General features: G+C 42.5%; 20 protein-coding genes and 2 tRNA genes. 17 read left to right on the top strand and 5 right to left on the bottom strand.

Annotated elements, in window-relative coordinates; all coding sequences use genetic code 11:
* Positions 1 to 64 precede the first annotated feature (64 nt).
* The 4 genes from M9189_RS11190 (at position 65) to M9189_RS11175 (ending at position 3,548) form a co-directional block, all read left to right on the top strand.
* On the top strand, positions 65 to 1,459 hold the full coding sequence (locus M9189_RS11190; RefSeq protein ID WP_250723290.1) for a glycosyl hydrolase: 1,395 nt from the start codon (positions 65 to 67) through the stop codon (positions 1,457 to 1,459).
* Between the two features lie 226 nt (positions 1,460 to 1,685).
* Positions 1,686 to 2,555, top strand: a complete 870-nt coding sequence (locus tag M9189_RS11185; protein WP_250723288.1) for an IS4 family transposase — start codon at positions 1,686 to 1,688, stop codon at positions 2,553 to 2,555.
* Positions 2,480 to 2,818 carry a transposase gene (locus tag M9189_RS11180; RefSeq protein WP_250723287.1) on the top strand — a complete coding sequence of 113 codons (339 nt, stop codon included), beginning with the start codon at positions 2,480 to 2,482 and terminating at the stop codon, positions 2,816 to 2,818. The genes M9189_RS11185 and M9189_RS11180 overlap by 76 nt, the downstream gene beginning before the upstream one ends.
* A 121-nt stretch (positions 2,819 to 2,939) precedes the next feature.
* Positions 2,940 to 3,548, top strand: a complete 609-nt coding sequence (locus tag M9189_RS11175) for a hypothetical protein (RefSeq protein WP_250723286.1) — start codon at positions 2,940 to 2,942, stop codon at positions 3,546 to 3,548.
* Positions 3,549 to 3,643: 95 nt separating this feature from the next.
* Here M9189_RS11175 and M9189_RS11170 read toward each other — a convergent pair whose 3' ends face one another.
* Positions 3,644 to 4,354 (bottom strand): hypothetical protein, encoded by a 711-nt coding sequence (locus M9189_RS11170; RefSeq protein WP_250723285.1) that lies wholly within the window; start codon positions 4,352 to 4,354, stop codon positions 3,644 to 3,646.
* 26 nt (positions 4,355 to 4,380) lie between these two features.
* Positions 4,381 to 5,046: a hypothetical protein gene (locus M9189_RS11165; RefSeq protein ID WP_250723279.1), complete on the bottom strand. Its 666-nt coding sequence runs from the start codon at positions 5,044 to 5,046 to the stop codon at positions 4,381 to 4,383.
* Positions 5,047 to 5,209: 163 nt separating this feature from the next.
* On the opposite strand from M9189_RS11165, the gene M9189_RS11160 reads away from it, so the two are divergent.
* Positions 5,210 to 5,521, top strand: coding sequence for a hypothetical protein (locus M9189_RS11160; protein ID WP_250723277.1), 312 nt, complete (start codon positions 5,210 to 5,212; stop codon positions 5,519 to 5,521).
* Between the two features lie 6 nt (positions 5,522 to 5,527).
* Here M9189_RS11160 and M9189_RS11155 read toward each other — a convergent pair whose 3' ends face one another.
* The 3 genes from M9189_RS11155 to M9189_RS11145 are packed head-to-tail and all read right to left on the bottom strand — an operon-like array spanning position 5,528 to position 7,946.
* Positions 5,528 to 6,034 (bottom strand): flavodoxin, encoded by a 507-nt coding sequence (locus M9189_RS11155; RefSeq protein WP_250723275.1) that lies wholly within the window; start codon positions 6,032 to 6,034, stop codon positions 5,528 to 5,530.
* A 53-nt stretch (positions 6,035 to 6,087) separates the two neighbouring features.
* Positions 6,088 to 6,720: an O-methyltransferase gene (locus M9189_RS11150; protein WP_250723274.1), complete on the bottom strand. Its 633-nt coding sequence runs from the start codon at positions 6,718 to 6,720 to the stop codon at positions 6,088 to 6,090.
* Positions 6,720 to 7,946 (bottom strand): M16 family metallopeptidase, encoded by a 1,227-nt coding sequence (locus tag M9189_RS11145; RefSeq protein WP_250723272.1) that lies wholly within the window; start codon positions 7,944 to 7,946, stop codon positions 6,720 to 6,722. The genes M9189_RS11150 and M9189_RS11145 overlap by 1 nt, the downstream gene beginning before the upstream one ends.
* A 196-nt stretch (positions 7,947 to 8,142) precedes the next feature.
* Between M9189_RS11145 and M9189_RS11140 the strand changes: the two genes are divergently transcribed.
* From M9189_RS11140 to M9189_RS11085, 12 genes are all read left to right on the top strand, one after another.
* A tRNA-Phe gene (locus tag M9189_RS11140) sits at positions 8,143 to 8,215 on the top strand.
* Positions 8,216 to 8,245: 30 nt separating this feature from the next.
* Positions 8,246 to 8,318: transfer RNA gene (locus M9189_RS11135), tRNA-Phe, on the top strand.
* A 483-nt stretch (positions 8,319 to 8,801) separates the two neighbouring features.
* Positions 8,802 to 9,224 carry a DUF1893 domain-containing protein gene (locus M9189_RS11130; RefSeq protein WP_250723270.1) on the top strand — a complete coding sequence of 141 codons (423 nt, stop codon included), beginning with the start codon at positions 8,802 to 8,804 and terminating at the stop codon, positions 9,222 to 9,224.
* Positions 9,225 to 9,310: 86 nt separating this feature from the next.
* Positions 9,311 to 11,212: a TonB-dependent receptor plug domain-containing protein gene (locus M9189_RS11125; RefSeq protein WP_250723268.1), complete on the top strand. Its 1,902-nt coding sequence runs from the start codon at positions 9,311 to 9,313 to the stop codon at positions 11,210 to 11,212.
* A 20-nt stretch (positions 11,213 to 11,232) separates the two neighbouring features.
* Entirely contained in the window at positions 11,233 to 11,745 is a 513-nt protein-coding gene (locus M9189_RS11120) for an ECF transporter S component (protein ID WP_250723266.1), read from the top strand.
* A 171-nt stretch (positions 11,746 to 11,916) separates the two neighbouring features.
* Positions 11,917 to 13,443 (top strand): 2,3-bisphosphoglycerate-independent phosphoglycerate mutase, encoded by a 1,527-nt coding sequence (gene gpmI / locus M9189_RS11115; protein ID WP_250723264.1) that lies wholly within the window; start codon positions 11,917 to 11,919, stop codon positions 13,441 to 13,443.
* 81 nt (positions 13,444 to 13,524) lie between these two features.
* Positions 13,525 to 14,109, top strand: a complete 585-nt coding sequence (locus M9189_RS11110; RefSeq protein ID WP_250723263.1) for a DUF3109 family protein — start codon at positions 13,525 to 13,527, stop codon at positions 14,107 to 14,109.
* A gap of 53 nt (positions 14,110 to 14,162) precedes the next feature.
* A complete protein-coding gene (locus M9189_RS11105; protein WP_250723261.1) occupies positions 14,163 to 14,876 on the top strand; it encodes a YebC/PmpR family DNA-binding transcriptional regulator in 714 nt (237 codons plus the stop codon).
* A 187-nt stretch (positions 14,877 to 15,063) separates the two neighbouring features.
* Complete coding sequence (locus M9189_RS11100; protein ID WP_250723259.1) at positions 15,064 to 15,447, top strand: hypothetical protein; 384 nt, start codon at positions 15,064 to 15,066, stop codon at positions 15,445 to 15,447.
* A gap of 82 nt (positions 15,448 to 15,529) precedes the next feature.
* A complete protein-coding gene (locus M9189_RS11095) occupies positions 15,530 to 16,888 on the top strand; it encodes a dipeptidase (RefSeq protein ID WP_250723257.1) in 1,359 nt (452 codons plus the stop codon).
* Positions 16,889 to 16,980: 92 nt separating this feature from the next.
* The gene (locus M9189_RS11090) at positions 16,981 to 17,457 is read left to right on the top strand and encodes a hypothetical protein (protein WP_250723256.1); all 477 of its coding nucleotides are present in this window, start codon (positions 16,981 to 16,983) and stop codon (positions 17,455 to 17,457) included.
* A 10-nt stretch (positions 17,458 to 17,467) separates the two neighbouring features.
* A complete protein-coding gene (locus M9189_RS11085) occupies positions 17,468 to 18,364 on the top strand; it encodes a hypothetical protein (RefSeq protein ID WP_250723254.1) in 897 nt (298 codons plus the stop codon).
* Positions 18,365 to 18,391: the final 27 nt, after the last annotated feature.

Below are 18,391 nucleotides of genomic sequence, written 5' to 3'. Positions count from 1 at the left end.
AAATTGTATTAGGGAAAAGCTTCTGCTCCTGTTATTTTTGCCATTGAACATTTTATGCAACAGTATGAAAAAATTTGTTTATATCATTTTGGCCTTGGCGTTGACTGCTGCAGCTTGTGACGATAAGAAGCAGGAGCAGCATGAGGCTCCCGTTTTATTGAGCACCTCCCCCGCTGATGGAGCTGTGGATGTTTTGACGGATCAGCTGATTCAACTTCGTTTTGATGAAGTGATTACGCCTGCCCCTCAACACGATATTACCGTAAACAATGAGGCGGTGGAAGTCCGCGTTTCCAACTTGTCGCTTACCACCCTGGAACTGGATTTGGTATTGGAAGCAGGTCGGACCTATACCGTGCAGGTACCTGCCGGTGCGGTGGTGAACAGCTTTGGCGTGGCTTTGGAAAATGCTTTTTCATTCTCTTTTACCACCAAAGCAGAGCAGGTGGTGGCACTCGATGAGCAGCCGGTGGTAAAGAACCCCAGTCCGGAGGTAATAAAGGTTTACAACTACCTGAAGGAACAGTACGGCAAAAAGTCGCTTTCAGGAACGATGTCTAATGTGTCGTGGAACATTAACGAAGCGGAATGGGTGCATCTGCATACCGGAAAGTGGCCGGCTATGGCAACGGTCGATTACATTCATTTGAATTATTCGCCTGCCAACTGGATTGATTACAACGATACCGGCTTTTTGGAGGATTGGTGGGCCGCCAATGGCTTAGTGAGTGCCGGATGGCACTGGGTGGTGCCCAACAGCGAATCGGGGGTAAGCGATCCGCAGCAATATACCTATAAGCCTGAGGAGACGACTTTCAAAGTCGCCAATGCGCTTACAGAGGGCAGTTGGGAGCATGAAGTCTTACAGGCCGATTTGGCTGAGATGGCCGATTACCTCTTGTTGCTTAAAGAGAAGAACATCCCGGTGCTGTGGCGTCCCTTGCACGAAGCCGCCGGCAATATTTATGAATACAACAATGGTACCGCCTGGTTTTGGTGGGGTGCCGGAGGTGCCGACAACTACAAGGCTTTGTGGATACATATGTTTGAGTATTTTGAGTCGCGTGGTCTCAACAACCTTTTGTGGGTGTGGACTACCCAGACCAAAGACGCTGCCTTTTACCCGGGCGATGCCTACGTTGATATAGTGGGGCGCGATATCTACAACAATGGTTCAGGCAGCGATATCGCTGCACAGTTTGCTTCCATTCAGGCCGAGTACCCCAATAAGATGGTGACTTTGAGTGAATTTGGCTCTTCAGCGTCCTTTTCTAAGCAGTGGGAAGCTGGTGCTTACTGGTCTTACTTCATGCCATGGTACGATTACGATCGCACCTTAAATCCCGGTTCCGAGGCTTTTTCCGGAAGCAGTCACAAACACGCCGATGTGGCCTGGTGGCAGGATGCCGCTGCGCATGCCGACGTGCTGTGGCGGGAGGATCTCCCCAGTTTGAAATAGTCAGACGGGTAAATGCTTAAAGTTGGATTGAATCTAAATTGTATTTTCTAACTGTTATTCAAAAGGTTGCTGTTGCAGCCTTTTGTTGTTTAATTGACTTTATCATTACTGTCCCATTAAAATCTAAAAAAGTTCTTTGAAATATTAGAAATTTAGTTAATTACAGAGGTTTTTAGAGCGAACGGACTTGAATTTTTAGTTTTGCATCAGATAAATCTGAATGCTTATGTATCAAGACAAATACGTTTTCGCTCAACTGGTCTCGTTTCTAAATCGAAGCAAATTCAATCGTATTGTTGCCAAATACAATGGAGACAAATACGTGAAGCATTTCACTTGTTGGAATCAATTGCTTTCTTTGATGTTCGGGCAATTGTCAAATCGTGAAAGTCTTAGAGATTTGATTGTCGCACTTGATGCTCATCACTCCAAATCTTATCATCTGGGCTTGGGCAAGAATATATCAAAATCATCTCTGGCCAGAGCCAATCAAGACAGAGACTATCACATCTTTGAAGAGTATGCTTACTATCTGGTAAACGAAGCCAGACAGAAACGAGTTGCTGACATCTTCAAAATTGAAGGCAATGTCTATGCTTTTGATTCAACGACGATTGACTTGTGCCTTTCCGTATTCTGGTGGGCGAAGTTTCGTAAGAAAAAAGGCGGAATCAAAGTGCATACATTATATGATGTGGAGACACAGATACCAGCATTTTTCCATATCACGGAAGCTTCTGTTCACGACTCTACTGCAATGAAAGAAATCCCTTATGAATCAGGCTCATATTACATATTTGACCGTGCATATAATCACTTCAAAATGTTGTTTAAGATTCATCAGATAGGAGCTTTCTATGTTTTAAGAGCCAAAAAGAATCTACAATGCAAGATGATAAAATGGAAACGAAGATTGCCCAAGAACGTACTTTCAGACGTAACAATTGAATTGACAGGTTTTTATCCTAAACAATACTATCCAGAACATCTTAGATTGGTCAGATATTGGGATCCAATGCGATGCACATTTCTGCACTTCAAGTTGCTGACCTTTACAAGAACCGCTGGCAAGTCGAGCTTTTCTTCAAGTGGCTAAAGCAACATCTAAAAGTCAAGAAATTCTGGGGAACTACTGAAAATGCTGTTCGAATTCAAATCTACGCCGCGATGTGCACTTATTGCTTGGTGGCAATCGTCCAAAAAGACATGCAACTTGACAGAAGTACATATGAGGTTTTGCAGATACTGAGTATTTCTTTAACAGATAAAACTCATCTTCGAGACCTATTTGAGAGAACTAAATTTCAAAATGACAAAGAACGTTTTAGGCTTAGTGAGCCAAATTTGTTTAATTTTTAATACCGTCCCAATTTTAATGGGACACTAGTGTGATCATATGATGTTTGAAGATGGGGTGCAACTTGTAGATATGGTTTATCTGAAGAAGGAGCTATAGTCGGGAGGATAAAATTAGAGTTTTATGGATAGAATGAATTTTAGAAAGATATTCTTTGAGTTTGTATCAATCAGTTTTGCCGTTTTTCTGGGGATGATGATGAACCAGTGGAGGGACAGTTACAACAATAAGCAATTGGCCAAACAATCTCTCAATAATATTATGATTGAAGTATCTGACAACAGAGAATTGGTTAGCCGGTTGCTGGCAGGTCACAAGAGAATTGTTTCAGAGATTGATTCTGCACTTTTTTTAGTTGAGAATGGAGCGGAGGACGATGCTGCTGAAATTGAGGGCAATGTGGAGTTTAGTATTGTTCAATCTACTGCCTGGGAAACCAGCAAACTGACACAGGCGATTGCATACATGGATATGAATCTTGTAGCGGAGATAGCGGGAACGTATAACTATCAGGAGTACTATCAGTCCCTAGTAATGACCTATGTAAGAGATAATATCCTAAATAGTGGGATGACTAAATTCTTGTCTGGTGATGGAGTCGAGGACTTGGATGAACTTAAAAGATTTAAGGTGTTTCTGAGTGATATAACGGTATTGGAAGAAAAGCTTATCAGGAATTATGACGATGTTTTGGAGGCGGCCGGTATGTCGTCTGTATCTGATATGGAATAGGAGCGATACGGGATATAACTGAAAAGGCGGTTACACAGCAAGGTTTCATTCAAAACAAATAAACAAGTTGAAATGAGTTCCTAACATTGTTGTTGTCAGAAGGTAATTCCGGCAACAATACTAATTCCATGTATGGGATCTGTGATTTTCTCAACCTCTAGCGATTCTTCGTCCCATCTCCACTTATAATGATTGTCCAGCCACTGAGCATTGTATCCCAGTCCAAGGTGGATTGAAAACCTGTTTCTTACTTTTAGCATCAATCCAAATTCAGGATTTATAAAGTACCCTTCCGGGTTAAAGTCCTGGTTAATATTAAATGCATATCCTGCTCCTAATGCCAGATAGGGAACAAGCTTTCCCCGTGGCAGGTAGGTCCTGAGGTCAACAAAGAAAGGCATTAACATATCATAGGAAAATACATCCCTAAGTCCGGATCCTGCACCCAGGGAGAAATATGGACTTAGTTGGAAGCTCCCGATAATACTGAGCTTTTCCATGTCCAGTTTGTTGGGGCCTAGCCCCGGCATAACGCCAAATTCAGCAATACCTTTGAATTTTTTGTATGAATTGATACTTTGGCTAGCAAGTTCTTCTTTACTTATTCTCTCAATCTCACTTTCATTAAGGACGAGTATGTTCCTGTCTGTAGTCCTTATTTTTACAATTCCATTGAGTTGCCGTTCAATTATTTCTCCTCTTAGAATATTGTCGTTCTTCATATATATAACGTCCTGGAGCTTTTGACCCATGGTTGCAAATGCACATAGGACGATAATTGAGCACAGGGAAACTATCCTTTTCATAGTATGTGGTAAAATAAGTTTGAGCATCAGAGTGAAAATCCTAAAGTCACTTTTAGTGTTTCGGAGATATTATTATCATCATTTATGTCGTCATAACTTTGGTATTCAGTACCTATTCCAAAGTGGAAAGCTGACTTGTCAGATGTTTTAATAGTAAGTCCAATTTCAGGACTAATCAGAATACCCACCCCTGAGAAGTTGTTTTTTGCATCGAGAGTGTATCCGTATCCTGTAGATATGTAAGGAGAGAATATATTATTGACAAAGTTAACCCTGAAATCAAGATACACAGGAATATGGAGTTCCCTTACATCATAATAGTAACGCGTTCCTGCACCAAGTCCTAAAGAAAAGAACGGGTTGAACTGTCGTGCCTGTACAAAGTCAAAGCTAAGGTTATGTCCATAATTGCCTGAATTCATATGGTAGCCAAGTGCTGCAAAGTGTTTGTTGCCGGCTTTAAGTCCCTTGTTTAGTTTCTCTTTTTCAAGTCTGTCTATCTCGTCGTAGGTATAGGTAAATGCGTTGCCGTCATCGGACTTTATTGTAATTGTCTGTCCCGGGATCTGTTCGGTAATTATTCCTCTGATAATACTTCCATTTTTAAGGTAGAGGATGTCGCGGGAGTTGACTTGCGCAGAAAGGATTACAGTACAAAGTGCTACTGTACACAATGTTAATAGTCTTTTCATAGTTAAGGGTTCTAGGGTTGAATATTAGTCGCTGAAGTGTTATTCTTCAAATACTGTGCCAGATGGGCTATGCAAACCACTATACGTAGGATTCAAGAATGCAGATGGAATTGTAGGATATTAGGATTTTGTCTATTTTAGCAGCTTTAAAATGAGCGTCTTCATGGTAATTACGAAAAAGAAGAATGGAAAGGCTGCCACAAATGCCGTACCTTTATCTGAAAAACGTCAGAATAGAGTGACTATTCTGCTTAGCGATAGAGAATTGGCTGCCATAGACGCTTATTGTAAAAGGTATAAGGTTAAGAGCAAGGCCAGGTTTATCCGGGAACAGGCCCTAAGAGCAGTAATGACGAAATTCCTGGATGACTATCCAACCCTTTTCAGAAAGCATGAGCTTGATAGTTTGGTGGTGCCAAATGCTTCGCAAGCTAATGGTAACAATAGTTTTACAGAGGGGCCGATTACGGAGTAACTGTTGTTAGTCTGCCAGTGTGTCTCCTATTTTCTCAATCCATTTTTTCAATCTGTAGTCTGTAAGATCTGGTTCATTATCCTCATCCAAAGCAAGACCTACCAATTTACCGTTGATTAGTGCCTTGGACATACTGAAGTCATAATCGTCAGGCTCCCATTCACCAATGAAGTTCACTCCCTTGCCCTGAAGCATTTCATAAATCATTCCCATGGCATCGCAAAAGGAGTCCGGGTAGTTCTGCTGATCCCCAAGGCCAAAAATCGCAATGGTCTTACCCTTCAGATCAAGGCCTGAAAGGGTATTCATAAAGTGTTCAAATTCATCCTGAAGTAGTCCTACTCCCCATGTTGAAGTTCCCAATACCAATTTTCCAAATCCTGCAATCTGCTCAGGTCTTATATCTCTTACATCAGCAAGAGTCGAACCAGGAAGGAGTTCATTAAGCTTTTCAGCAACAAAGCGGGTGTTGCCCAGTGAAGAACCGTATATGATAAGTGTGTCTGTGTACATAGTAGCTTATTAACACAGGTGAGTAACATTTGTTTATCTCTGAGGGATTCCGACTACTTTTTCCTGATGAGAGTCAAGCCGTCACGAAAAGGCAGGATGCACTTCTCTATCCTTTTATCGTCCCTTACAATATCGTTAAAGTCCATAATGCCCTTAGTATAGGCGTCATCCGGCATGCCGTGCATTGCAACTTTATCCCCCCAGAGGATATTATCAGCCAGCATATAACCTCCTGCTTTAACACGAGGGAAAAGCATTTCGTAATACTCTGGATACTGGCGCTTATCGCCATCAATAAAGGCAAGGTCAAATTCTCCTTCAATACGGGGTATGATATCCAAAGCATCTCCTATATAGAGAGAAATCTTGTTATCATACCCTGCCCGGGAAATAAAACGGCGAATCCCACTTTCTAATTCATCGTTTACCTCAATAGTATGGATTTGGGCTCCGGGCTCCGTGCCCGAAGCCATACAAATGGCCGAGTAGCCTGTATAGGTGCCTATCTCCAGAATGCTCATTGGCTTAATCATTCTGCAAATCATTTTCAGGAATGCTCCCTGAATATGTCCTGACTGCATTCGTGAGCGCAATACATTGAGATGCGTATAACGATCAAGATCCCTTAGCACCTCATCTTCATCATCAAGATGGTTGAGTATGTAGTTTTCCAGATCCAGGTTCATCAGGATTGCTTGTATATAAGATAAGACAATTGTCCGGGATCGAAGATCTCATTGGCAATACGAAGCAGGTCGGAAGCTGTAAGCGAATCGATCTTTTTATATATAGTATCGAGTGAATCGACATAGTTGTACATCAGGTAACTCCGACCGATGGACAACATCAGATTTTCCCTGTTATCGTTGGCAATAGCAATCTGACCTTTAAGCTGGCGTATGGCCTTATGCAGCTGCAGCGTTCCCAGTTTCTTTTCTCTAAGCAGTCTCAACTCCTTATCCACCTCCTTCATGCTCCTGTTGAGGTTTTCCTTGTCAGTACCGTAGTAGATGCAAAACATTCCGGTACCTGAGTAGGGATTGTGCATTGACTCAATATTGTATGCAATTCCATTCTTTTCCCTAAGTGCCATGTTAAGCCTGCTGTTCATACCCGGTCCTCCCAGAATATTGTTGAGCAGTACAAGTCCCAATCTGTTGGGGTTGTTCATGTCATAGGCCACATTACCAAGCACTATATGAGTCTGGAATGTGTCCATCTCCTTTTCGACTCTCTTTGGACGGTATGGTTTGAGCGGAGAACGTCCGTTTATACGGTGACTAGGTGGTATATCCTTGAAGTACTTGGAAGCTATCTTCAATACTTTTGAGCCTTCCATCTGGCCTACCGAACAGATTACCATCTGGTCGGTGTGGTAGTTCTTGTTGATAAAGTTGAGTATATCCTTCTGCCCAAACGTAGCAAGCTTTTCAGGTGTCCCAAGAATATTGCGTCCCATTGGGTCGCCCTCAAAGATCAGTTCCTCGAAGTCGTCAATAATCAGCTCAGAAGGATTATCCTTGTATGAGTTGATCTCGTCAATAATTACTTCCTTCTCCTTTTCAAGTTCTTTGGCAGGAAAAACGGAGTTGAACGTGATGTCGTGCAGAAGTTCCAGTGCCCTGTCAAAATACTGGATAAGGTAAGAGGCATAGATACAGGTCTCCTCCTTGGTGGTGAAGGCATTTAGCTCACCTCCAACATCATCAATCCGGCTGAGTATATGGTAGGTCTTACGCTTCTTGGTGCCCTTGAAAATCACATGCTCAATAAAGTGAGCGAGTCCATGTTCGTACTCCTCCTCGTCCCTTGATCCGGTATTTATGAAAATTCCACAACTACCCACCGGTGACTGTATCTTATGGTGTACCAATCTGATTCCGTTGGGAAATGTGTGCGTAAATAGATCCATCTCGTTTTAAAATGAAAGGGCAAAATTATAAAAGATAAATGAATAAAGGGTTTTATTTTCATTGAAATGACAGTGGCTTAGTTCCCCTCAGACCTGGGTAAATATGCCGGGAGTGGAAATGAAATACAGAAATAAAAATTAAGTGTGCATTTTGAAGATAGAAAGTTTTCTTTATATTTGCACCGCGTTTTGCAAAGGTACCATAGCTCAGATGGTAGAGCAACGGACTGAAAATCCGTGTGTCCCTGGTTCGATTCCAGGTGGTACCACATAATTAGTGTTTCTTTTATTGATTTAATGGTACCATAGCTCAGATGGTAGAGCAACGGACTGAAAATCCGTGTGTCCCTGGTTCGATTCCAGGTGGTACCACGCAAGACCTAAGGCAATCCTTGAAAACCAGAGTTTTCAAGGATTTTTTTATTCTAGTATGTTAGCAAACCAATAGCTGAATTCTTTGCTTGTTCCATCATCCATGTTAATGGAATAAGAGTGGAACATGGCTTTACCAAGCCGAAAATCAACTTGATGTCGGAATATATGACCGTCGTAACAAAGACTGTGGTACTCTCCGTTTTCTCCACATTTGTCAGCCCCTTGTGGTAAAGAATTGATAAGCTCCTCTTTGTTGTTGAGAAATCCGGCAAAATATGAAAAAGTATAACAGCTGCAACATTAACTAAAGTGAGAGTGTTTTCAAACAATACTGATATAGATTTTTGTGGCAGGGATAAAACTGGGTATATTTGGAGCTCCGTTTTGACTTGATTATAGCATAATAATTAAATGTATTAAAATGTGCCAGAGATGTGAGGGCAAACCGGGTTATTATATCAGGTAAAGGGAAAAAGTACTATGGAAGAACTTGTTAAGATATTGAAAGAGGGTGCTTATTCCTGTGTTATCAGGAATGGAGATAAATTGTTGACGTATACACGTCCGGGAGTTGCTGATTTATATGAAACATTAATTAATCGGCCAGAGGTATTGAAAGACGCATTGGTTGCTGACAAGGTTATTGGAAGGGCTGCAGCATTTGTTGCGATAGTCGGAGGAGTGAGTAAGATTTACGCCTTGCTGATAAGTCAGCCGGCTATTGACTTGCTGGACCGTTATCAGGTGGCATATGAGTACGAGGAGTTGGTGCCATATATACAAAACCGGACTAAAGACGGGTTATGTCCCATGGAAGAACTGACCATGACAGTGGATGAACCTGAGGAGGCAGTGAAGCAGATTGGAGAGTTTATCGAAAGGATGAGGCAGAGGACTTCCTGATTGGGGAATACGGGCAGGATGGTATCGGAATCATACTCTGATGAGTATATAGTTGTTGTAAGTCTATAATTAAATAATACCTGGTTGTGAGATTATATCTTTTTACGCTAGTGTCGCTGTTTATGCCGGTTGGTCTGTCGGCCCAGGTTGTTGCAGATATAGTAAAGGATTCTACAAGATATGAAGTCCAGACTTCTGCCCACATAATGCTTGATGAGGTGCAGGTGCGTGCAACTTCTATAGCCACAACCGTGCGTAATCTCAATCTTACATATATTACGCTGGATAGTATTGCAATACGTGGCCGCTATGAACAATCACTGATGCCTTCGATTAACGAAGAAGTGGCAGGTCTTTTTGTGACCTCAAGAGGTGTGATGGGCTATGGTGTATCTACAGGCGCTGCAGGAGGAATCAAAATAAGGGGTATCGGAGGAAGTCCAACGGGAGGTGTACTGGTTTTGATAGACGGTCATCCGCAATATATGGGATTGATGGGGCACTCAGTTGCTGATTCCTATCTTTCGATAATGGCTGGCAAGGTAGAGGTGAGCAATAGTCCTGCTTCAGTGCTCTATGGTTCTAATGCGATGGGAGGAGTAATCAATATTGTCAGTAATGACTACAGTGATGACGGATTACATACTTCTTTAAGGTCTTCGTGGGGAAGTTATAATAGTTTGCGAACCGAATTGTCTACCCGCTATCGTAAGGGAGCCTTTGGCAGTACGTTAAATCTGTCGTATGACCGAACCGACGGGCATCGTAGAAATATGGACTTTGAGCAACTTGGTCTTTATTCCCGACTTAGCTATGAGATTAACAAGCGATGGAGTGCATCAGCAGACCTGTCGCTTAGTGGCTTTGATGCTTCAAATCCCGGCACTGAAAGTACACCCTTGGAGGATAATGATGCCGGTATTACAAGAGGAGCAGGTGCTCTGTCTCTGACCAACAACTATGGCATTAGTACAGGGGTGTTCAGGTTGTTTTACAATTTTGGAATGCACGAGATAAATGATGGGTTTGCCTTGGGAGCTGCTCCAAAGGACTACCGGTTCAACTCCAGGGATCATATGTTTGGACTACAGATCTACCAGAGTCTGTCACTTGTTTCAGGCAATACCATAGGAGCCGGAATAGATTTGCAACGCTTTGGAGGAGAGGCCTGGAACCAATTTGATGATGGTCGTGAAGTCGATATAGTTGACAAGAGTCTCAGTGATTATGCGGCTTACCTGACGGTCAGTCAGCGACTGACCTCGATACTCTCAATAAGTGGTGGCATCAGGGCTGACAGACATTCAGTAACAGGCACTGAGTGGGTTCCTCAGGGAGGACTAACACTTAGATTAGCCGGATCATCAGAAATTAAGGCATCTGTGAGCAAGGGTTTCCGTAATCCCTCAATCAGGGAGATGTATATGTTTCCTCCCCAGAATCCCAATCTGCTGCCGGAGAGACTTGTGAGCAGTGAACTGTCTTACAATGCCAGGGCAGCGGGAGAAAAGCTACAATATAGCATCGCAGTCTATTACATAGAAGGAGAAAACCTGATTAGTACAGTAATACGTGAGGGCAGACCACTGAATGTAAATTCTGACAGGGTTGAAAACAGTGGCTTTGAACTTAACATAAAGTACAGTCATAATAATGAGCTTAGCTTCAGAGGCAACTACAGTTATCTGTATATGAAATACCCCGTACTGTCCGCACCTGAGAATAAGTTTTTTGCCGGAGTGGATTTTAGTCCCGGGAAGTTTACAGGCAGTTTGGGAATTCAGTATATTAGCGGCCTATATAAGGATGTTAACAATGGACTCAAAGAAGAGTATCTGTTGTTGAATCTAAGATTGACATATAGAGCCGGCCATATGTTCTCACTATTTATAAGGGGTGAGAACCTGTTGGACAGAACCTATGAGATTATTGCAGGCTATACCATGCCAGGAACAACACTTGATGGAGGATTCAGCCTGACATTTTAAACGATAAAACATTGGAAAGTATGGAATCAAGAGCAATTCAACTTTACTCGTTTGGCTTCGCTAGCCTGAAGACATATCTGCTGGGCTTTGCCTTTGCAGTTGGCAACATAGTGCTACCACAATTGTGCCACCTAATTCCCGGCGGTGGACATATCTTTCTGCCCATTTATTTCTTTACCCTTGTAGCTGCCTTCAAATATGGACACAGGGTAGGCCTTCTTACTGCAGTGCTTTCACCTGTAGTCAACAACCTGCTTTTTGGCATGCCTGTGGCAGCCATGCTTCCTGTGATACTTGTAAAGTCAGTATTGCTGGCTGTCTTTGCTGCTTACGCTGCAGCTAATTTCAAGCGCATGTCATTGTTGATTCTGCTTGCCGTGGTACTAGCTTATCAGGTAGTCGGTTCACTTGCCGAATGGGCAATTGTAGATAGTTTGGATGCTGCCCTGGCAGATTTCAGAATGGGAATACCTGGAATGCTGTTGCAGATCTTCGGTGGTTATGCAGTAATAAAGTATTTGCTTCGCAACTAATCAGGAAAGGGCTTCAAGGCCCTTTCTTTTTGTCAAGTTGCTCAGTTGATGCAGTTTACTTTAGCCTAGTTTGGATAGATTAACATTAATTGATTGTCCATTAAGGAATTTTGGGTAATTTTGCACGTTATTCTTGATGCGGAACTAATAAAAACAATAATACTTTCTTTTATGGGAAAAAAGACAATTTTGATCATTCTCGATGGCTGGGGCTACGGGAAAAAGGATGCAGCCGACCTGATTTACAGAGGTGAAACACCTTATTTTGACAGTCTGGTAGCAAAGTATCCCAATTCACAACTGCAGGCCTCAGGCGAGAACGTTGGACTTCCCGACGGACAGATGGGTAACTCCGAAGTAGGTCACCTTAATATTGGTGCTGGTAGAATCGTTTACCAGGATCTGGTTAAGATCAACCTCGCAATCAGAAATAAAACCCTTGGTCAGAACCCTGAGTTGGTTAAGGCCATCGCTTATGCTAAGGAAAACAACAAACAGGTTCACTTCCTCGGGCTTGTTTCCCATGGTGGTGTACACAGTAGTCAGGAACACCTGCATGCATTGACCGATATCGTGTCAGAAGCTGGCATCAGGAAGGTTTTTGTACATGCCTTTACTGACGGACGTGACACTGATCCCAAGAGTGGTAAGGGTTATCTGGCAGAACTGGTTCAGCATATCAGCATGAACAACGCTGAAGTTGCGTCAGTAATTGGACGTTACTACTCAATGGACCGTGACAAGCGTTGGGAGAGAATTAAGCTTGCTTACGACCTGATGGTTAATGGTGTTGGTGAAAAGACAACTGATATTGTTGCAGCTATCCAGAAATCATATGACGAAGGTGTAACCGATGAGTTTATCAAGCCTATCGTAAAGGTTGACGAAGCTGGCAACCCAGTAGGTAAGATCTCAGAAGGTGACGTTGTGATCTTTTTCAACTTCCGTAACGACCGTGCCCGTGAAATCACTGAAGTTCTTACTCAGCATGATATGCCGGAACATGGCATGAAGACTATGCCATTGTACTATTGCACAATGACACCATATGATGCAACATATAAGGGAATGCATATCCTGTTTGACAAGGACAATGTTACAAATACATTGGGTGAAGTTGTTGCAAGCAAGGGTCTTAACCAGCTTCGTATGGCTGAGACAGAAAAGTATGCACACGTAACATTCTTCTTCTCAGGAGGTCGTGAGGCTGTGTTTGCAAATGAAGAACGTATCCTTGTAAATTCTCCAAAGGTTGCTACCTACGACCTTAAGCCTGAGATGAGTGCTTATGAGGTTAGGGATGCGATGGTTGCAGAACTCAAGAAACAAAAGCATGACCTGATAGTGCTCAATTTTGCCAATTGCGACATGGTGGGTCATACAGGTGTACCTTTAGCTATACTGAAGGCTGTAAAAGCTGTTGACGAATGTCTGAAGGATGTAGTAGAGACAGCACGTGCCAACGGTTATGAAGCAATTGTAATTGCTGACCACGGTAATGCTGACAATGCAATGAATCCTGATGGTACTCCAAATACAGCTCACTCACTCAACCCTGTGCCCTTTATCTGGGTAACAGATCGTAAGGGTGAGGTAAGCAACGGAATCCTGGCAGATGTGGCTCCTTCGATTCTTACAATTATGGGAGTAGAACAGCCTGCTGAGATGACAGGCAAGAGCCTTATCAAGCTTGCTTAATGCCTCAAGGCATTAAGCAGGTTAGCTGCAATATAGGGGCTGTCGGGTTTTTCCCTTCAGCCCTTTTTAAAATCCTTAGTTATGGTTCAGATTGATGACAAACTTATTAGTCTCGATATTTTTGAGCGTCGCTTTATTTGCGATCTGTCCAAATGTAAAGGGGCCTGTTGTGTAGAAGGAGAGTCGGGTGCTCCTCTTGAGGATGAGGAGACAAAGATCTTTGAGGAGATTTTTCCACACGTTAAACCTATGCTTTCGGCCAAGGCACTGGAAGTTATTGAGAAGGAGGGCAAGTGGATTACCGACTTTGATGGGGATAAGGTGACGCCAATTATCAACGGGAAGGAATGTGTTTATACATATTTTGACGAAGACGGGACCTGTAAGTGTGCCATTGAGAAGGCCTACAATGATGGGTTGATAGATTTTCCTAAGCCTATATCATGCCACCTGTATCCTATAAGGGTAAGCAAATACAAAGCTTTCGAAGCCCTCAACTATCACGACTGGAAGATTTGCTGTGCTGCTAAAGTTTTGGGAGAGAAGCACGGTGTAGCGACCTTCCGCTTTCTTAAGAATCCGATAATCCGAAAGTATGGGGAGGCCTTTTATAATGAAATGGAGGTGTCAGAAAAAATCCTAAGACAGGAAGGACTCATAAAATAGAATAAACGATAAATTCTTATTTTTGTCTGCCAATTTTTAAATAAAAACATTTTATGGGACGCGCATTTGAATATAGAAAAGCCCGCAAGCTAAAGCGTTGGGGAAATATGGCCAAGACATTTACTAAGCTTGGAAGAGAGATTATTATGGCTGTGAAAGCCAGTGGTCCGGACCCGGCTGCTAATCCCCGACTGCGTGTATTGATTCAAAATGCTAAGGCTGCCAACATGCCTAAAGAAAATGTTGAACGTGCGATAAAGAAGGCTAGTGGGAAGGATCAGGCAGACTACAAGGAAGTGGTATATGAAGGATATGGACCTTATGGTATCGCTATCATAGTTGAGACTGCAACCGACAATCCAACGCGTACGGTAGCCAACGTACGCAGCTATTTCAACAAACACAACGGTTCACTGGGTACTTCAGGAAGCGTCGAATATATGTTCGAGCACAAATGCAGTTTCAAGGTAGCTGCAAAGGAGGGGGTTGATGTTGAGGAACTAGAACTTGCCCTTATCGACTATGGAGTGCAGGAGGTTTTTGCTGAAGAGGACTATATGATGGTATATGGAGAGTTTGAAGGCTTCGGACCTATCCAGAAATATCTTGAAGAAAATGGTTTTGAGATCCTGAACGCAGAGTTTGAACGCATACCTCAGGATACCAAGACCCTTACTCCGGAACAGCAACAGGAGGTTGAAAAACTTCTGGCTCGTTTTGAGGAAGATGATGACGTTACAAACGTATTCCACAATATGGCAGATTAATGGATGAACAGAGCTGATTGTTCAGACTGGAATTGTGCCTGCAAATATTCAAAAGTCCCTTGAAAAAGGGACTTTTTTGCTTGTTGAGACCTGTGTTTTAAGTATATTGCAGAAATAATAGGGTAATCTTCACTGTATTTGGTGCTAATACCTGGAGCTGATAGAACAATTCAATAAAAAAGTATAGATGAGAGAGATAAGATATGCCGGACTATTATTTCTGTTGGTTGTATTGACTGCACTTCCCAGCTGCAAAAACCAACCTGTAAATAATGAAACGGTTGAGGATCAGGTCAGGAAGTCATACGAACAGTTTATTCTCCTTATGGATGCCGGGGTTAATCCTTTGATGGTACTTAGGCTTGAAGGAGATAACGTTGAAGGAGAAATAACTAAGCCGACCGATGCCGATATGGAGGAGTTTATGGTGCTGTATGAACAGGAACCTCTGTGTTCCGGTCTTAATTCCAGGGAGGAGATCGTAGCTTGCCTGGTTAATGTCCTAAAGGAGAAAGGTTGCGTCAGAATGATAATGTGCGCTGATTGTATTTATTCCTGCGCGCAGGAATAAATACTACTATGCAGGTGTAGCTCCGTATGGGGGAGTATTTGGAGACGGTGTCCCAGGGTAATAACAAGATAAAACAATGGATATGGATAATCTTAAGAATTATATAGCAGACAATCGTGAGCGCTTCCTGAATGAATTGTTTGAATTGATAAGGATTCCTTCAATTAGTTCTGAAAGCAGCCATAAACCGGATATGTACAGGGCTGCTGAATTGTGGAAGGAAATCTTGCTTGACTGTGGAGCTGATAGGGCTGAAGTGATGGAAACTGCCGGTAATCCTGTAACTTATGCCGAGAAGATTGTAGATCCGTCTTATCCTACAGTTCTTGTTTATGGTCATATGGACGTAATGCCGGTTGACCCGATTGACCTGTGGGAAAGTGATCCATTCGAGCCTGTTATCAGGGATGGAAAAATCTATGCCAGAGGTGCAGATGATGACAAGGGACAATCCTTTATGCATGCAAAGGCATTTGAGTACCTGGTTAAGCATAATCTTCTGAAATGTAACGTAAAGTTTATAATTGAAGGTGAGGAAGAGATAGGTTCCGAACACCTGCCTGAGTTTTGTAAGGCCAACAGGGAGTTGCTGAAGGCAGATGTGATATTGGTTTCCGACACTTCTATGCTTGGTCCGGATATCCCTTCTATTACAACAGGATTGAGAGGGCTTGCATACTGGGAGATAGAGGTGGTTGGTCCTAACCGTGACCTACACTCGGGCCTTTACGGAGGTGCTGTAGCCAATCCTATCAATGTATTGGCCAAGATGATTGCTTCAGCAACTGATGAGGATAACCGCATCACTATTCCGGGATTTTATGATAAGGTTCAGGAGGTTAGTTCGTATGAAAGAGAAAAGATGGCCAGGGCTCCCTACGATGAAGACGGCTATAAACATAAGCTGGGACTAGATGCATTATCAGGTGAAAAAGGCTATAGCACACCAGAGCGTACCGGAATCCGACCTACTTTTGATATCTGTGGGATATGGGGCGGTTATACCGGAGAGGGAGCTAAAACCGTGCTGCCATCAAAAGCTTATGCCAAGATATCTACAAGGTTGGTACCCAACCAGGATTATTTGGAGATTGCTCAAATAGTAAAGGAGCATTTTGAGAAAATAGCTCCACCTTCAGTAAAAGTTAGTGTCCAATATCTTCACGGAGGCAATGCCTATGTTTGTCCGGTTGAAATGCCGGCATATAAAGCTGCTGAGAGGGCCTATACAAAGGTTTTTGGTAAGGAACCTGTTCCAGTCCGCAGTGGAGGAAGTATTCCTATCATTTCTACATTTGAAGAAATTCTTGGTCAAAAATCAGTGTTGATGGGGTTTGGTCTTGATACAGATGCTATTCACAGCCCGAATGAGAACTACCCAGTTGAGCAATTTCTTAAGGGAATTGAGACGATTGCGTGGTTTTACCATTATTTCGCATAGTTTTTTATTTTTTTTGCTAATTTAGCTGCTTTTTAAAGAGCAGATTCCGAATAGCTTTCGGAGTGCAAATTGTTGTGTAACAAGCGCCTGAGATGCAGATATTAAGACTGATTATTCCTCTAGCCCTTCTGTTTTCTTTAACGGGAGCAGGGAATGATATGTCATTACGTTTCTATGCAGTGATTGCAGGAAATTCAGTGGAACAGATTGATAATCTGCTTGACGAGATAGAAATATCTGGTGATGCATGGAAGGGTGCTAATATTTACAAGGGAGCGCTATATGCTCGTAAAGCAGGATTGGTCAAAACACCGGCTGAGCGACTGGAGCTGTTCAAAAAGGGAAGATTACTGATTGAGCAGGAGATATCCAGAGATCCGAATAATGCTGAATTTCGCTTTATACGCTTGATTATTCAGGAGCATGCCCCTAAGGCAGTGCGATATCAGAATAATATTACGGAAGATGCAGAGTTAGTAATCAGCAAATTTGACCTTTTGAGTAATGAGCTTAAGACAGAGGTAATTAAGTATTCCAGGACGTCCCAATTTCTAAGCATTCCTGAGTAAAGTTGGAACTATGAAGGTATTGTATTTGTCATATTCACAGTCTGGCCAGCTTGATGAGATAGCGGAAAGATTCTTCCTTCCTTTTTCCTCACATAAAATTGATCGTGTTAAAGTAAGGCCATCCAAGCCTTTCCCATTTCCATGGACCTCAGCAGAGTTTTTTGACGCAATGCCAGAGACGGTTTTGGAAGAACCTATCCAACTTGAGCCATTGAATATACCGGGGAGTGATTATGATCTGATTGTTTTGGGATATCAACCCTGGTTTCTTTCTCCTTCGTTACCGGTTACAGCATTACTTAAAAGTGATGAATTCAAGACTGTCGTACAGGGTAAACCTGTAGTAACGATAGTTGGGTCACGTAATATGTGGATCAATTCACAAATAAGCATAAATAGACTAGTTGAGCAAGCCGGTGCTAAGGTAGTAGCTAATATTCCTTTTTCAGATAAGACAAACAATATAGTAAGTGCAGTAACCATACTATACTGGATGCTTTCCGGACATAAGGAAAGGATGTGGGGTGTGTTTCCAAAACCCGGGGTTAGTGATGAGGATATTGAGAGAGCGGGGGAACCTGGAAGGATAGTACTTGCTCATGCTGAAAGTGGAGAATATACCAGTTTGCAGGAAAAGATTGCTGATTTTGTCACTGTGCCAACTGACATCCTTTTTATAGAGAAAAGGGCAAAGCGTCTTTTCAGGATTTGGGCAGGTATCATAAAACGATTTGGCAAGACTCCACGATCGCGTAGGTTATGGGTAAGCATCTACAAGTATTATTTGATTATAGCATTGTTTATTGTGGCACCAATTGTCTTGCTTGTGTATTACATTCTGGTTCTGCCATTTGTGTACAAACGTGTTGCGGCAGAGAAGAAAAGAGTGAGACTCAATTTGATTTGAGAACAGTAGAGAAATTAATCGATATTT

It is taken from the genome of Xiashengella succiniciproducens (assembly GCF_023674465.1).
GTDB lineage: Bacteria > Bacteroidota > Bacteroidia > Bacteroidales > Marinilabiliaceae > Geofilum > Geofilum succiniciproducens.
This window is presented reverse-complemented; position numbering and strand designations above follow the sequence as displayed.

Bases quoted from the DNA above. Each gene is read 5' to 3' on its own strand.
- M9189_RS11155 (WP_250723275.1), bottom strand. From the start codon at position 6,034: ATGTACACAGACACACTTATCATATACGGTTCTTCACTGGGCAACACC.
- M9189_RS11120 (WP_250723266.1), top strand. From the start codon at position 11,233: ATGGAATCAAGAGCAATTCAACTTTACTCGTTTGGCTTCGCTAGCCTG.
- M9189_RS11145 (WP_250723272.1), bottom strand. From the start codon at position 7,946: ATGGATCTATTTACGCACACATTTCCCAACGGAATCAGATTGGTACAC.
- M9189_RS11180 (WP_250723287.1), top strand. From the start codon at position 2,480: ATGCACATTTCTGCACTTCAAGTTGCTGACCTTTACAAGAACCGCTGG.
- M9189_RS11170 (WP_250723285.1), bottom strand. From the start codon at position 4,354: ATGAAAAGGATAGTTTCCCTGTGCTCAATTATCGTCCTATGTGCATTT.
- M9189_RS11175 (WP_250723286.1), top strand. From the start codon at position 2,940: ATGGATAGAATGAATTTTAGAAAGATATTCTTTGAGTTTGTATCAATC.
- M9189_RS11130 (WP_250723270.1), top strand. From the start codon at position 8,802: ATGGAAGAACTTGTTAAGATATTGAAAGAGGGTGCTTATTCCTGTGTT.
- M9189_RS11160 (WP_250723277.1), top strand. From the start codon at position 5,210: ATGGTAATTACGAAAAAGAAGAATGGAAAGGCTGCCACAAATGCCGTA.
- M9189_RS11105 (WP_250723261.1), top strand. From the start codon at position 14,163: ATGGGACGCGCATTTGAATATAGAAAAGCCCGCAAGCTAAAGCGTTGG.
- M9189_RS11100 (WP_250723259.1), top strand. From the start codon at position 15,064: ATGAGAGAGATAAGATATGCCGGACTATTATTTCTGTTGGTTGTATTG.
- M9189_RS11095 (WP_250723257.1), top strand. From the start codon at position 15,530: ATGGATAATCTTAAGAATTATATAGCAGACAATCGTGAGCGCTTCCTG.
- M9189_RS11165 (WP_250723279.1), bottom strand. From the start codon at position 5,046: ATGAAAAGACTATTAACATTGTGTACAGTAGCACTTTGTACTGTAATC.
- gpmI (WP_250723264.1), top strand. From the start codon at position 11,917: ATGGGAAAAAAGACAATTTTGATCATTCTCGATGGCTGGGGCTACGGG.
- M9189_RS11190 (WP_250723290.1), top strand. From the start codon at position 65: ATGAAAAAATTTGTTTATATCATTTTGGCCTTGGCGTTGACTGCTGCA.
- M9189_RS11185 (WP_250723288.1), top strand. From the start codon at position 1,686: ATGTATCAAGACAAATACGTTTTCGCTCAACTGGTCTCGTTTCTAAAT.
- M9189_RS11150 (WP_250723274.1), bottom strand. From the start codon at position 6,720: ATGAACCTGGATCTGGAAAACTACATACTCAACCATCTTGATGATGAA.
- M9189_RS11085 (WP_250723254.1), top strand. From the start codon at position 17,468: ATGAAGGTATTGTATTTGTCATATTCACAGTCTGGCCAGCTTGATGAG.
- M9189_RS11090 (WP_250723256.1), top strand. From the start codon at position 16,981: ATGCAGATATTAAGACTGATTATTCCTCTAGCCCTTCTGTTTTCTTTA.
- M9189_RS11110 (WP_250723263.1), top strand. From the start codon at position 13,525: ATGGTTCAGATTGATGACAAACTTATTAGTCTCGATATTTTTGAGCGT.